10 protein-coding genes are annotated in these 14,569 nt (G+C 73.9%); 5 read left to right on the forward strand and 5 right to left on the reverse strand.

Annotated features, from left to right (window positions below):
* The first annotated feature begins 53 nt into the window (after positions 1 to 53).
* From V7S47_RS24420 to V7S47_RS24435, 4 genes are all read left to right on the forward strand, one after another.
* A complete protein-coding gene (locus tag V7S47_RS24420) occupies positions 54 to 917 on the forward strand; it encodes an AAA family ATPase (RefSeq protein ID WP_336564042.1) in 864 nt (287 codons plus the stop codon).
* The gene (locus tag V7S47_RS24425; protein WP_336564043.1) at positions 914 to 2,305 is read left to right on the forward strand and encodes a vWA domain-containing protein; all 1,392 of its coding nucleotides are present in this window, start codon (positions 914 to 916) and stop codon (positions 2,303 to 2,305) included. The genes V7S47_RS24420 and V7S47_RS24425 overlap by 4 nt, the downstream gene beginning before the upstream one ends.
* Positions 2,306 to 2,371: 66 nt before the next feature.
* Complete coding sequence (locus tag V7S47_RS24430) at positions 2,372 to 3,208, forward strand: sigma-70 family RNA polymerase sigma factor (RefSeq protein WP_336564044.1); 837 nt, start codon at positions 2,372 to 2,374, stop codon at positions 3,206 to 3,208.
* Between the two features lie 73 nt (positions 3,209 to 3,281).
* Positions 3,282 to 3,515 carry a hypothetical protein gene (locus V7S47_RS24435; RefSeq protein ID WP_218856745.1) on the forward strand — a complete coding sequence of 78 codons (234 nt, stop codon included), beginning with the start codon at positions 3,282 to 3,284 and terminating at the stop codon, positions 3,513 to 3,515.
* 1 nt (position 3,516) lies between these two features.
* Here the strand turns inward: V7S47_RS24435 and V7S47_RS24440 are convergent, their stop codons facing one another.
* From V7S47_RS24440 to V7S47_RS24460, 5 genes are all read right to left on the reverse strand, one after another.
* Entirely contained in the window at positions 3,517 to 4,812 is a 1,296-nt protein-coding gene (locus V7S47_RS24440) for a hypothetical protein (RefSeq protein WP_336564045.1), read from the reverse strand.
* Complete coding sequence (locus V7S47_RS24445) at positions 4,809 to 5,741, reverse strand: hypothetical protein (RefSeq protein ID WP_336564046.1); 933 nt, start codon at positions 5,739 to 5,741, stop codon at positions 4,809 to 4,811. Before V7S47_RS24445 ends, V7S47_RS24440 begins: the two co-directional genes overlap by 4 nt.
* On the reverse strand, positions 5,738 to 6,112 hold the full coding sequence (locus tag V7S47_RS24450) for a hypothetical protein (protein WP_090854254.1): 375 nt from the start codon (positions 6,110 to 6,112) through the stop codon (positions 5,738 to 5,740). The genes V7S47_RS24445 and V7S47_RS24450 overlap by 4 nt, the downstream gene beginning before the upstream one ends.
* A 72-nt stretch (positions 6,113 to 6,184) precedes the next feature.
* Positions 6,185 to 6,955 carry an inositol monophosphatase family protein gene (locus tag V7S47_RS24455; protein WP_336564047.1) on the reverse strand — a complete coding sequence of 257 codons (771 nt, stop codon included), beginning with the start codon at positions 6,953 to 6,955 and terminating at the stop codon, positions 6,185 to 6,187.
* Entirely contained in the window at positions 6,952 to 8,130 is a 1,179-nt protein-coding gene (locus tag V7S47_RS24460) for a pyridoxal phosphate-dependent aminotransferase (protein WP_336564048.1), read from the reverse strand. The genes V7S47_RS24455 and V7S47_RS24460 overlap by 4 nt, the downstream gene beginning before the upstream one ends.
* A 163-nt stretch (positions 8,131 to 8,293) precedes the next feature.
* Between V7S47_RS24460 and V7S47_RS24465 the strand changes: the two genes are divergently transcribed.
* On the forward strand, positions 8,294 to 14,518 hold the full coding sequence (locus V7S47_RS24465; RefSeq protein WP_336564049.1) for a family 78 glycoside hydrolase catalytic domain: 6,225 nt from the start codon (positions 8,294 to 8,296) through the stop codon (positions 14,516 to 14,518).
* Positions 14,519 to 14,569 lie beyond the last annotated feature (51 nt).

Genomic DNA, 14,569 nt, shown 5'->3' on the forward strand with positions numbered 1-14,569 from the left:
CGTTCAACGACACAGGCCGCACCGGGTGACGGGGCGTGGGTGAGGATGGGGCGATGACGACCTGGTTCGCCTCGCCCGCCGACGCCGTCGACCGTCTCGGCACCGCGGGCTACCTCGCCGACCGGGCCACGGCCACCACCGCCTTCCTCGCCGGCTCGCTCGAGAAGCCGCTGCTCGTGGAGGGTCCGGCGGGCGTCGGCAAGACCGAGCTGGCCAAGGCGGTCGCCCGCGCGACCGGCGCCGAGCTGGTCCGGCTGCAGTGCTACGAGGGGCTCGACGAGGCCCGCGCGCTCTACGAGTGGAACTACAAGAAGCAGTTGCTCCGCATCCAGGCGTCCGGCGAGCAGGAGTGGGACGCGACCCACGACGACATCTTCACCGACGAGTTCCTGCTGACCCGCCCGCTGCTCACCGCGATCCGGCGCGAGGAGCCGACGGTGCTGCTCATCGACGAGGTCGACAAGACCGACGTCGAGGTCGAGGGCCTGCTCCTGGAGGTGCTCTCGGACTTCCAGGTCACCATCCCCGAGCTCGGCACCGTCAGCGCCGTACGACGCCCGTTCGTCGTGCTCACCTCGAACGCCACCCGCGAGCTGTCCGAGGCGGTCAAGCGGCGCTGCCTCTTCCTGCACCTGGACTACCCCGACGCCGAGCGCGAGCGCGAGATCGTGTCGTCGCAGGTCCCGGAGCTCGAGGACCGGCTGGCCGAGCAGCTGGTCGCGATGGTCGGCCGGCTGCGCGAGCTGGAGCTGAAGAAGGCCCCCTCGATCGCCGAGTCGGTCGACTGGGCCCGGACCCTGGTCGCGCTGGAGATCCGCGACCTCGACGACAAGGCCGTCGACGACACCCTCGGGGTGGTGCTCAAGCACGCCTCCGACACCGACCGCGCCGTCCGAGAGCTGCGGCTGCGCAAGTGAGCCGGTCCGGGCTGCTCGACCGCCACCTCGCCTTCCTCGAGGCGCTGCGGGCCGCCGGGCTGCCCGTGTCGCTGGCCGAGGACCTGGACGCCGTCGCCGCCCTGCAGGCGCTGCCGTGGGACGACCGCGCCACCCTCCGCGAGGGGTACGCCGCCACGCTGGTCAAGAAGCCGTCCTTCCGGCCGACGTTCGACACGCTCTTCGACCTGTACTTCCCCCGGCTCGTCGGGGCCGGGGCGGACCGCGGGCCCGACGACGAGGCCGGGGCGGGGGAGGACGCGGCCGGCCCCCGCGACAACGGCCCGGCGCTCGCGGCGTTCCGCGAGCAGCTGCTCGACGCGCTCGCCGAGGGCGACCAGCAGACCCTGGCCCGGCTCGCGGCCGAGATGGTCGGCCGGTTCGGCGCGATGCCCGGGCGCGGACCGGGCCTGTCGAGCTGGTCGGCCTACACCGCGCTGCAGCGGGTCGCGCCGAGCGAGCTGGTCGACAAGATCGTCGCCGCGCTGCTCGCCCAGGGCCGCACCGGCGAGGAGGCGCAGCGGGTGGCCGGGCGGCGGCTCGGCGGGTTCACCGGGATGGTCGAGGACGACGCCCGCCGGCGGATCGCCGAGGAGAAGGGGCCCGACCACGTCGCGAAGGTCGCCGTACGGCCGACGATCGACCGGCTCGACTTCCTGCAGGCCCGGCGGTCCGACCTGGAGGAGATGCGCCGCGAGATCTATCCACTGGCCCGCCGGCTGGCGACCCGGATGACCCAGGAGCACCACGCGCACCGGCGCGGGGCGCTGGACTTCCGTCGTACCGTCCGGGCCTCGCTGTCCACGGGCGGCGTGCCGCTCACCACCCACCACAAGCCCAAGCGGCCGCACCGCACGGAGCTGGTCGTGCTGTGCGACGTGAGCGGCTCGGTGGCCAACTTCGCGCAGTTCACCCTGCTGCTGGTCTTCGCGCTCCGCGACCAGTTCCAGAAGGTGCGGGCCTTCACCTTCATCGACCACGTCCACGAGGTCACCCAGCACTTCCGCCCGGGGGCGGACGTCGTCGACGTGATGGCCGACCTGGCCGCCAGCACCTCGCACGCCGCCCTGTGGGGACGCACGAACTACGGCCGGGCGTTCACCAAGTTCGCCGAGGATCACCCCGACGCCCTGGGGCCGAAGTCCTCGCTGCTGGTCCTCGGCGACGCGCGCTCCAACTACAGCGACCTCGCGCTCGGCCCGCTGAAGGAGATGGCCGCGACCGCCCGGCACTCCTGGTGGCTCAACCCCGAGCACCGCCGGCACTGGGACACCGGCGACTCCGCGGCCCGCGCGTACGGCGAGGTCGTGCCGATGGCCGAGTGTCGCAACCTGACCCAGCTCGGGGAGTTCGTGCACGACATCCTGTGACCCGGTCACCTTCGCCGCGGCCCACCCGTCAGGAAGATGACCAGTCATCGAGGGAAGGGGACGACCGTGGACCTGACGGAGCGCTTCGAGGCGGAGCGGCCGCGGTTGGTGGGGATCGCCGCGCGGGTGCTCGACGACCACGCCGAGGCCGAGGACGTCGTCCAGCAGGCCTGGCTGCGGCTGCACGGCACGACGGCCGAGATCGACAACCTGCCCGGCTGGCTGACGACGGTGACCACCCGGCTCTGCCTGGACCGGCTGCGGGCCCGGACGCCCGTGCCCGCCGACGAGGTCGAGCCCGAGGAGACGGCCGACGACCCCGCGGACGACGTCGTGCTGGCCGACACCGTCGGCCTCGCGCTGAACGTCGTGCTGGACCGGCTCGCCCCGCGCGAGCGGGTCGCCTTCGTGCTCCACGACAGCTTCGGCTTCGACTTCCCGACCATCGCGACCCTGCTCGACACGACGCCGGTGGCCGCGCGGAAGCTGGCGTCGCGGGCCCGGGCCAAGGTCGCCCAGCCCCGGCCCGAGGACCGGCTGGCCGACTGGGAGGTGGTCGACGCCTTCATGGCCGCGGCCAAGGGCGGTGACTTCGAGCGGCTGCTCCGCCTGCTCGCCCCCGACGCCGGCGTCAGCGCCGACGACGCCGCCGTGCTGGCCGGCACCCCGAGCCGGATCGAGGGGCGCGACGAGGTGGCGACGTTCTTCAACGGCAGCGCCCACGCGGCCCTGCCCGTCCTCGTGGGCGACCGCCCCGGGACCGCCTGGTTCCACCTCGGCGAGGCCAAGGTGGTCTTCGACTTCACGATCGAGGACGGCCTGGTCCGGTCGATCACCTTCCGCGCCGCACCCGAGGTCCTGGCGACCGTCGTACGACGGGACGGCGGGATGCCGCGCACCTGAGCCGGTCACACCCGACCGCTCCCACTCGTCAGCAGATCAGCACACCAACCCGAAGGAGACGACCGTGAAGACCATGACCTGCCGAGCCCTCGGAGGGCCCTGCGACCTCGAGCACCACGGCGAGAGCGCCGACGACGTCATCAACGCCCAGGACCAGCACCTGAAGGAGGCCGAGAAGGCGGGCGACGCGACCCACCAGGAGGCCCGGGACGCCATGAAGGGCCGCTGGCGGCACCCGAAGAAGTCTCTCGGCTGGTACCGCGACACCAAGGCCGCCTTCGCCGCCCTGCCGGACGACCCCGCGTGACTCAGGCGCTCAGGTAGCCCAACGCGCGCAGCCGGTCGACGACGGCCACCAGCTCGGGGTGCCGGGCGGCGTCGCAGGCCAGCCCGCCGGCGACGTGGACGTCGTCGTCACCCTCCTCGCGGCTGTCGAAGACCACGGTCACCCGGTTCGCGGCGCCGGCGTTGAGCAGCGAGCCGAGGAGTACGACGGGGTCGGAACGGTCCTCGACGCTCAGCACGTGGGTGCCGTCGGGGATCAGTGGCAGCTGCGCCGAGGGGGCACCGGCCGTGACGACCTGGTCGACGGTGAACGCCGCCGACGGCGCCGCGACGGCGATCTCGGTGGCGGTCATGCCGCCCTGGCCGCTGCCGACGAGCAGGACGTGCGGGTGGCGGTCGTCCCCGGCGACCGCCGCCTCCAGGGCCCGCACCACCTGCGAGGAGTACGACGACAGGTCGCCGCCGACCAGCCGCAGCCGGCGACCCGGTCCGCCGGTCGGCCCGGGGAGGTAGCCGACGTACCGGCCGGGGCCGAGCCGCTCCACCGCGACCGGCTGCTCCTCGCGGCCCAGCCGGCGCATCAGGTCGGCGATCGAGCCGGGCAGCCGCTCGACCGGCACCGAGGACCCGGCCTCGGCCGCCGCCGGGGTGGGGGTGGTGAGGCCGCCCGCGACGTCGCGGAGGGCCGGCCCGAACCCGGCGTCGAACGGCCCGGCGCCGAGGGCGCGCATGCCCGCTCGCGCGGCACCGGCCCCGGCGTCGCCGGCCAGTGCGGCCGAGGTCAGCAGCGAGCGCATCCGCAGTCCGTCGAGCAGCCCGCCGCCCCCGCTGGAGACGTGGTCCATCAGCTCGGGGTTGTTCTCGGCCAGCTCGCCGAGGTAGCCGGCGACGTCGTCGCGGTCGAGCGCGTCGGTCTCGATCAGCCCGGCCGACACGATCGCCCCGCCGAGCGCGACCTCCGGCGCGAGGTAGCCGATGGCCCGCCCGGCGATCGTCCCGATCGTCTCGTACGCCGCGCGCTGCAGCTCGTCGATCCAGCGGTAGGTCAGCACCGTCGCGCGCAGCACCACCGCGTCGGCGTCCAGCTCGAGCGAGCGCCCGCGCAGGCCCTGGCGGCCCCCGGTCGCGGCCCGGACGTCCTCCTCGACCTGGCTCCAGGTCGGCGGGGCGAGCTCGGCCGACTCCGCCACCGCGGGGTCGCCCAGCACCGCGTCGCCGAGCTCGGAGCGAGCGCGGACCTCGGCCCCGACCCGGTCGAGGACGTCGGCCAGCCGCACCAGGTCGTCGTACGGGTCGGTCACGCGGGGCTCGTCGGTCATCGGGCCACCTCGGCGAGCACCGGGGCCAGCTCGGCGGCGAGGTCGGAGGCGTCGACCCGGCGTACCTCGACGCGGTCGCCGTCGGCCGCGCGGCGGGTCCGCAGCGCGTGCCAGCCGTCGGCCAGCAGCGTCCAGGAGACGACGCCGACCGTCGCGGTCGGGGTCCGGGAGGCGTCGGCGACCATGGCGCGGAGCCGGCCGCGCGCCTCGAGGGCCAGTCCGCGGAGCACGGCCCCCGCGTCGACCGCGCTGAGCGGGGAGCCGGTCGCGTCGGTCACGGCAGCGTGCTGCTCGGCCAGCACCGCCAGCAGGTCGGCGCGGTCGGTCCGCACCGCCTCGGCCGCGGCGTCGGCGAGCTCGTAGGGCAGCTCGACCACGCGTGGGACGGCGGAGTCGCGCAGGGCGGCCTCCTCCGGCAGCGCCGCGATCCGGGCGAGCTCGATCGGCCACTGGGCCGCCGGGAACCAGGCCAGCTCGAAGACCAGGCCGTCGACGGTCGCGAGGGTGGCCACGGCGTCGGCCGACAGGCGGTGCCAGGCGCGGGCGTGCACGCCCTCGGCGACGACCTCCAGGTCGAGGGCCACGGTCGGGCTGGCCAGCAGGCCGACGGCGCCGGCGAGGCCGGGGTCGACCGCACCCTCCGGATCGACCAGGCCGCGTCGGGCCAGCGAGGAGACCGGGTCGTGGAGCGCGGCCAGCGCCTCGGCGTACGCCGCCGCGTCGGACGCGGGACGGCTCCGGCCGAGTCGGTCGTCGAGGCCGGTGCCGTCCGGCCGTTCGGGGTCGCGGACCTCGAACGGCAGCGGGGCGCCACCCGCCGCGGCGGCGACGTGCTGGAGCTCCAGGAGGGTCAGGGCGACCCGGCGCGGCAGCGCGTCCAGGATGCCGGCGGGCACCGGCGGGGGAGCGCTGAGGTCGATGAGGGTCACGGCCCGTCGCCCCCGGCCCGGCCGGGCAGCGCCGTGCTCAGCCAGCCGCGGTGGCCCGGGGGCGGGGCGGCGAAGGAGTCGGGGTCGAGTCGGGTGGCCTGCTGCTCGCTCTCGGCGATCAGCTCCTTGAGCCGGTCGACCTCGAGGAGGTGGCGCTCCAGGGACTCCGCGGCGGCCTCGTGCCGCGCGGCCGAGCGGCGCAGGTGGGTGGCGCGGTCGCGGACCCGCTCGCGCAGCGAGTCGGCGGCCCGGCCCGACCAGGCGACGGCCTCGGTCTGGGCGACGACCCGGTCGGCGAGCGATCGCAGGTCGACGGCCTGCTCGCGCAGCTGGCCCGCGCGGCGGCGCATGACCTCGGTGTCGCCGTACATCGCCCTCGCCCTCCCCGCTCGTCGCTCCGAGGGGCGCATTCCCTCCGGGGGGCGGTTGAAACGGCGCCCGGATCACGCCTCGGACACGACGTCCAGCATGCGGGCGTGCGTGGTCCGGTCGGCAGCCGCGACCAACCCGCCGGCGTCGGCCAGCACCGGCTGACCCGCCAGCCCGCTGAGCACCACCCCCGCCGCCCGGCAGATCGCCAGCGGGGCCGCGAAGTGCACGCTGCCGCGCAGGTCGCCCGCTTGGAGGTACGCCGCGCGCCGCCCCGCCGCCACCCAGACCAGGGCCAGGCTGGTGGAGAACCCGCGGAAGGCGTACGACGCCAGCCCGGGCGAGGCCAGTACGGCGGCTGCCCAGGCGCGTTCATGGTCGACGTCCACGTCGACCAGCCGGGAGTCCGCCGAAGGGACGAGAGGCGCATCGGTGCCGTCGACGCCACGGACCCAGGCACCGGTCCCGTCGGTCCAGAAGGCCTCGCCGGTCAGCGGGTCGGCGACCGCGGCCGGACCGGGCTCGCCCGCGACCAGCAGGGCCACGTTGACGCCGATGCCGGGGGTCCCGGCGGCGAAGTTGAGGGTGCCGCAGAGCGGGTCGACCAGCCAGCGCCGTACGGCGTCGGGGTCACCCTGCAGACCCTCCTCCTCGCCGACGAACGCGTCGTCGGGGCGGGCCGCCCGCACCACCGCGCGCACGGCGTGCTCGGCGGCCAGGTCAGCCTCGGTGGCGAAGTCGATCCCGCCCTTGCTGTGTCGGGTGACCGGTGCGCCGTACCTCGAGCGCACCTCGGCCGCCCCCGCGAGGGCGGCGGTGATCGCGATGTCCGCGTCGGCGCTCACGCGCGACCCCGCTCGAAGACCGGCGCGATCCGCTCGAGCGCCTCCTCGATGTCGGCGCCCGGGCCGGCGAAGCTCATCCGCACGAAGCGACCGCCGTCCACGGTGTCGAAGTCGATGCCGGGCGCCATCGCCACGCCGGTGCGGGCCAGCAGGTCGTGGGCGAAGGCCATCGTGTCGTCGGTGAGGTGCCCGACGTCGGCGTAGACGTAGAACGCGCCGTCCGCGGGCGCCAGCCGGGTGACGCCCAGCCGGGCCAGGCCGTCGAGCAGGAGGCGGCGGTTGCCGGCGTACCGGGCGACGTGGCCGTCGAGCTCGGCGTACGACGCGTCCGCGAACGCGGCCAGGCAGGCGCGCTGGGCGATCACCGGCGGGCAGATCGTGAAGTTGCCGGTCAGCACGTCGACCGCGCGGCGCAGCCGGTCGGGGACCAGCATCCAGCCGATCCGCCAGCCGGTCATCGAGAAGTACTTCGAGAAGCTGGAGAACACGACCGCCTCCCGCGAGGTCTCCCACGCGCTGCGGGCCAGGTGCTCCTCGGCGTACTCGATGCCGTGGTAGATCTCGTCGCTGATCAGCTGGATCCCCTGCTTCTCGCAATACGACGCCAGCGCGGCCAGCTCGCTCGGGAGCAGCATCGTGCCGGTGGGGTTCGCCGGGCTCGCGACCACCAGTCCGCGGACGTCCGGCCCGAGGGCGGCGACCTGGTCGACGGTCGGCTGGAACCGGGTCTCCGGGCCGGTCGGGATCTCCACGACCTCGCAGCCCAGCGCGGTCAGCACGTTGCGGTAGCAGGGGTAGCCGGGCCGGGCCATCGCGACCTTGTCGCCGACCTCGAAGGCGGCCAGGAAGGCGAGCAGGAAGCCCCCGCTGCTCCCGGTCGTCACGACGACCTCCTCGGGGTCGACCGCGATCCCGTGCGCCCGCGCGTGGTGGCCGGCGATCGCCTCGCGCAGCTCCCGGATCCCGCTCGCGGGGGTGTAGCCCAGCGGGTCGCCGCTGCCCAGCAGCCGCACCGCCTCCGCGTTCACGGGGCCCGGCGCCCCGGTGCTCGGCTGCCCGGCCAGCAGGTTGAGCAGGTCGCCGTGGGTCCGCTGCCGCTCGGTGGCCGCCGCCAGCAGGTCCATCACGTGGAACGGCGGGACGTTGGCGCGGCTGGCGACGGCGAGGCGGCTCACGGGGCCCGACTGTAGGTGGCGTGTCGTCGAGCGCTGTCCGGATGGTGTCGCTGACCAGATTCGGTCATCGGGTGGCGGATTAACGAAACGTTTCATATGGTGACCGTCACAGTGTGACCAGCGTCGCTCGGGGTGGCGTGTGAAACGAAGGAATTGTGCCCGGGTGAACTCCCTGATCCATCGCGTCCTTGCCGCCAGCGTGGCGACGTCCCTCCTGACCGCCGGGCTGGCGATCTCCGCCCCGGCAGCGACCGCAGCACCCGTCGCCCAGGCCGCCCAGGCCGCCGCGGCGGCGACCGGTGCGGAGCCGCGCGGGCTCCGCGTGAACGGTCTGGCCGAGCCGGCCGACCTCGGCGACCTCACCGACCCGGACTACTCCTGGCAGGTCGGCGCCGGCATGCAGTCGGCGTACCGGATCGTCGTCTCGACGAGCGCCGCGAAGGCCGAGGCCGACGAGGGCGACGTCTGGGACTCCGGGCAGGTCGACTCGACCCAGCAGCTCAACGTGGCCCACGGGGGCCCCGACCTGGTGGCCGGCGAGCGCTACTACTGGAAGGTCCGCACCTGGGACGGCGCGCAGGCCTCGCCCTGGTCCGACGTGACCTCCTTCGGTACGGCGCCCGGCGTCACTTGGGCCGGCAGCGAGCCGATCTGGGCGAGCGCGCAGCTGCCCGGGGAAGCGGCGGCCCCGTGGGTCGACTACACCGTGAGCGGCCGGATGCGGATCACCGCCGGCGCCCTGGGCGTCCGGTTCCGCGCCTTCGACGCCGGCAACTCCTTCATGTGGCAGTTCCGGGCCTCCGACAACCGGCTCACGCCGCACGTGCAGGTCAACGGCACCTACTCCACCCTGGGCGCCTCGGTCCCGCTGCCCGCCGGCACGCTGGTGGCCAACACCTGGGCCGACTTCCGGATCGTCGTGGCCGGCACCACCTTCACCACCTTCATCAACAACGTCCAGGTCGACCAGCGCACCGACTCGCGCAACGTCAACGGCACCGTCGGCGTCCGCACCGGCAACACCGAGTCGGGCCAGCTCGACGACCTCCGGGTCGTCGAGACCGGCACCGCCCGGGTCCTGTTCGAGAACGCGTTCGAGGGCACCAACCCGTTCCCGTGCGGCTCGGTCTCGGGCGGCGTGCTGAACGTCGGCAACGCCCAGAACTGCGGCCTGGTCAACCCCGCCAACGTCCCCGCCAACTGGGCGTTCCTGCGCGGTGAGGTGGAGCTGGCCGACAAGGAGATCGCCTGGGCGACCCTGAACGCCACCGCCACGGAGTTCCGCAACCACCTGCAGTACGTCTACAAGACCTACGTCAACGGCACCTTCGTCGGCCTCGGCCCGACCAACCGGATCGGCACCGAGGCCCGGTACGACGGCTTCGACGTCACCGGCCTGCTCCGGCGCGGCGAGACCAACGCGGTCGCCGCGCTGGCCTACACCACCAACGCCAACCGTCGCTTCCAGGCGCAGCTGAAGGTCGCCTACACCGACGGGACGACCCAGGTGTTCGGGTCCGGCCCGAGCTGGACGTCGCTCAACGGGGCGCTCGTCTTCCCCGAGGCCGGCAGCATCGGCACCAGCTACTTCACCGCCCCGATGGAGAACCTCGACGCCCGCCAGTTCCCCTTCGGCTTCGCGTCCCCGGGCTTCGACGACAGCGCCTGGGCACCCGCCGTGGCGCGGCCCGCGATCCCGCAGCTCGAGTCGACGCCGATGGGCAAGGTCGAGCAGCAGCTGCACGACCCGGTGAAGATCGTCGACAAGGGCAACGGCAACTACTTCGTCGACTTCGGCCGCACCTGGATCGGCGGCGTGCAGTACGACGTCGCCGACGGCACCGCCGGCGACCGGGTCGAGCTCCGGTTCGGTGAGGTGACCTCCAGCGCGAACACCGTGCGCTGGGAGCTCAACACCACCAACAAGTACCGCGACATCGTCACCCTCAAGGACGGCCAGCAGCGCCTCGAGACCTGGGGCATGCGGGTCTTCCGCTACCTGGAGATCGTCGGGGCCACCGAGCCGGTGACCGCGGAGAGCCTGAAGGCCCTCGCCCTGGTCTACCCGTTCGACCAGGAGGCGTCGTCGTTCACGTCGTCGGACGAGAACCTCAACCAGGTCTACCAGCTCTCGAAGAACTCGATCGAGTCGCTGAACGTCAACTTCTACACCGACTCCTGGACCCGTGAGCGGACCAACTACGAGGCCGACGGCTACCTCCAGCAGCTCTCGTCGCTCTACCTCATGGAGGACCTGTCGCTGGGTCGCTACTCGATGAACTACTTCAAGAGCAACCGGACCTGGCCCACCGAGTGGCCGATCTTCGTGGTGCTCTCGGTCTACGACGCGTGGCGCCAGACCGGCAACACCGAGCAGGTCGCCGACTACTACGACAACCTGAAGACCAAGCTGCGGCCGGCCTGGCTGGAGGCCTCGACCGGCCTGGTGCGCAAGACCACCGGCTCGAACGGCTCCAGCAGCTGCAACGACTGCGACATCGTCGACTGGCCGACCAGCCAGCGCGACGGCTACCAGTTCCGCGAGTACAACACCGTCATCAACTCGCTCTACTACCGCGCGACCCGGGACATGGCCGCGATGGCCGGGATCCTCGGCAAGGACGCCGAGGCCGAGCAGTTCACCCAGCAGGCCGACCGGCTGCGGACCCAGATCAACGAGCGGCTCTACGACGCCGAGGGCGGCCGGTACGACGACGGCATGAACGCCGCCGGCGCCAAGACCGGGCACTACTCGGTGCACGCCAGCGCCTTCGCCCTGGCCTTCGGCGTGCCGGAGGACGACCAGGTCGCCCGGGTCGCCGAGTTCGTCGACTCCCGCGGGATGGCCTGCAGCGTCTACTGCGCCGCCTTCCTGGTGAAGGGCCTGTACGACGGCGGCAACGGCCAGGCGGCTCTGGACGCGCTGACCGACGAGGGCACCAGCAGCTGGATGAACATGATCCGGCTCGGTGCGGGCTCCACCATGGAGGCCTGGGACCCGTCGCAGAAGAGCAACCTGACCTACTCGCACCCGTGGGCCGCCTCGCCGGCGTTCAACGTGCCCTCGGGCCTGTTCGGCATCCAGCCGCTCAGCAACGGCTACGGCGAGTTCCAGGTCAAGCCGCAGCCCGGCGACCTGGCCTCGGCCGAGATCACGGTGCCCACGGTGCGCGGCCAGATCTCGGCCGCCTTCGAGCACGACCGCCGCGGCCGCACCGAGCTGTCCGTGACGGTGCCCGGCAACACGACCGCCACCGTGCAGGTCCCGCTGCCGAGCACGGTGCGTGCGGAGTACGTCCCGAGCCACCCCGAGGCGGCCGAGTACGTCGGCCGCTCCGAGCTGCCGGGCGGCACCTACGCCACCTTCCGGGTGGGCCCCGGTGCCTGGACGTTCGGCCCGAAGGCCGCCGACGACCTCGGGGTCTTCCAGGACGTCCTCGACGAGCTGCTGAACCTGGGCGACCGGGTGGACGGCCACCTGGCCGCCGGGGACCTCGAGCCGGAGGAGGCGTCCGACCTCTCCGGACGGATCGAGGCGATCGAGACCCTGGTCCGCTCCGCGTCCGCGGCACACACCGCCGCCGACGGGGCCACGGCCCGGGCCGACCTGGGTGACGCGCTGGACGGGCTGCGCGACCTGCGCGGCTCGCTGGCCGACCGGGTGGCCGACGAGACGGTCGTCGCGGACCTCACGCCGCGGCTGGCGACGATCGAGCCGCTGATGGTCGAGGTGGCCCTCGCGATCCGGGGTCTGACGCTGACCCTGGCGCCGGTCGAGGCCCCGGTGAACCGCGGCCAGCAGGTCACCGGCACGGTGCGCCTGACCAACGGCGGGGACGCCCCGGTAGGGCCGTTCACCGCGGGCTTCACCGTCGCCGACTGGGCGGTCGCCAGCGACGACACCGCGCCGGCGGCCCTCGCGGCCGGGGCGAGCACCGACCTGACGTTCACGACACGGGTCCCGTCCGGCCAGGCCTCCGGCCCGGTCCGGGCCGGGGTGACGCTGAGCTTCACCGACGGCGGGACGACGTACCCGATCGCGCTGGAGCGGGAGTGGGCGAGTGTCGACTCCCAGGTCAGCCTGGTCGACGTTGCCGCCACCCACCCGGTGGACTTCTCGAACGAGGTCGCCGAGATCGTCGCGACGGTCCGCAACGCCGGGTCGGTCGCTGCGACCGGTCGGCTGCGGGCCGAGCTGCCGACCGGCTGGCGGCAGGCGGCGCCCGCCGTACGCACGGTCGCGCCGGGTGGCGAGATCACCCAGCGGATCCGGGTCTTCGTCCCGATCGGCTACGTCGGGGGCGACCTGCGCGACATCCGGGTCTCGTTCGGCGGCGACCAGGTGCTGGCCACCGCGACCGCGCCGCTGACGTTGCAGCTCGACGTCCCGGAGGCGGCGGTCCTGCTCGACCACGTCGACTTCGGTGAGCCGACCTCGGAGCAGGCCCACGCCCTCCTGGCCGCCCCGAACAGCGGGATCAGCAGCGAGGCCGGCTTCACGCGTCGGTACGCGCACTCCAACTACCCGGGCTCGTGGTTCTCCGCCGAGGTGAACGCGATCCCCGGCGAGCCGTTGGTGCTGCAGGTCCGGGAGACGTTCAACAACCCGGTGACGAAGAAGTACCACGTCTACGTCAACGACGTGCTGGTCGACCAGCGGACCCTCGCCGGCCCGGGGCAGTCGACCAAGATGTACCGCTTCCTGGTCGACGACCCGGCGGTGCTCGCGCACCAGGGCAAGGTCCGGGTGAAGTTCGAGTTCCCGGTCGGTGCGACGGGGTTCTACGACCCGTCGGTGGCCGACCTGTGGGTCACCTCGGGCGTCGACCGGCGGGCGCCGGCGACCTCGATCGAGCTGGACCGCGAGACGCCGGGCGAGAACGGCTGGGACCGCGGTCCGGTCACGGCCACCGTCGCAGCGGCCGACGACCGGGACGACGCCCCGGTCGTGGAGGTCGACCGCGGCGCGGGCTGGACGTCGTACGACGCACCGGTGGTGCTCGACACCGATGGCGAGCACACCCTGCAGTACCGGGCTCGCGACGCCGCCGGGAACACCTCGGCCCCGCGGTCGATGACCGTGCGGATCGACGCCACCGCTCCGGTCACGACCCTCGCCGCGATCGCGGCGGGCCACGAGACCCGGCGGCTGACGATCGCGGCCTCCGACGCGGGCAGCGGGGTCGCGACGACCCGCTACCGGATCGGCGACGGCGAGTGGCAGGTGCTCGGGCAGACCGCGCCGGAGATCACCGGCGCGGGCGACCACGTGGTCCGCTTCGCCAGCACCGACGCGGCCGGCAACGTCGAGGAGACCCGGTCGCAGACCGTCTCCATCGACGCCGAGTACGCCGAGGGCCCGGTGACCGCCACGGTCTCGCAGGCCGGGGAGGGCGGCTGGCACGGGACCGGCGCGGCGCTGACGCTCGCGGCGACCGGCGAGCCGGACAGCCTCGAGTACCGGCTGGACGCCGGCGAGTGGCAGGTCTGGACCGCCGCGGTCCCGCTGCCCGCGGGCACCGTCGTGATCGACTACCGGGCCACCGACCGGGGCGCCTTCTCGCCGGTCGGCACCCTCACGGTGAAGGTCGACCTCGGGGCACCGATCAGCGCGCTGACCTGGGACGGGCGCACCTTCGCCCTGACCGGCGACGACGAGGGCGGCTCCGGCGTAGCCATGCTGGAGTACCGCGTGGACGCGGGTGAGTGGACGACGTACGTCGACCCGATCGCCCTCGACGGCGCCGCCCACACCGTGACCCACCGGGCCACCGACCTCGCCGGGAACGTCGGTGCGGAGGCCTCGGCCACCCTCGCCGCGGTCCCGACCGGGCCGGCCGCGGCACCGCAGGCGAGCACCGCCCCGGTCGTGACCGGGACGGCACGGATCGGTCAGCGCCTGCGGACCACCACCGGCGTCTGGGACGTCGCCGGGGTGCGCACCTCGGTGCAGTGGACCCGCGACGGCGCGCCCGTCCGGGGCGCCACGGGGACGTCGTACGTGCTGACCCGGGCGGACCTCGGGGCCCGCGTCGGCGTACTCGTCACCGCGACCAAGGCCGGGCACGCGACCGGTACCGCCCAGGTGGTCCGGCCGCAGCGCGTCGCGAAGGCCACCTCCCGGCTGAGCGTCACCCGCCCGGCCCGGGTCCGGCGTGGTGCCGTGGTGCGGGTGACGGTCCGCGTGGCCGTCAGCGGCCTGAGCGCCGACGGCCAGGTGCGGGTGCTCGACGGGGCGAAGCGGGTCGGGACCGCGAAGGTGCGCAACGGCCGGGCCGTGATCCGGTTCCGGGCCACTCGCCCGGGCGTCCGCACGATCCGGGTGCAGTACCTCGGCAACGGCTCGATCCAGGGCTCGACCGCGCGGACCAAGGTCCGCGTGCGCTGATCCCCGGGACTCACGCCCGGACGACGAGCCGTCGTCGTCCGGGCGTGAGTT

Origin of the sequence: Nocardioides sp. CCNWLW216, from assembly GCF_037120545.1 — a bacterium.
Lineage (GTDB): Bacteria > Actinomycetota > Actinomycetes > Propionibacteriales > Nocardioidaceae > Nocardioides > Nocardioides lianchengensis.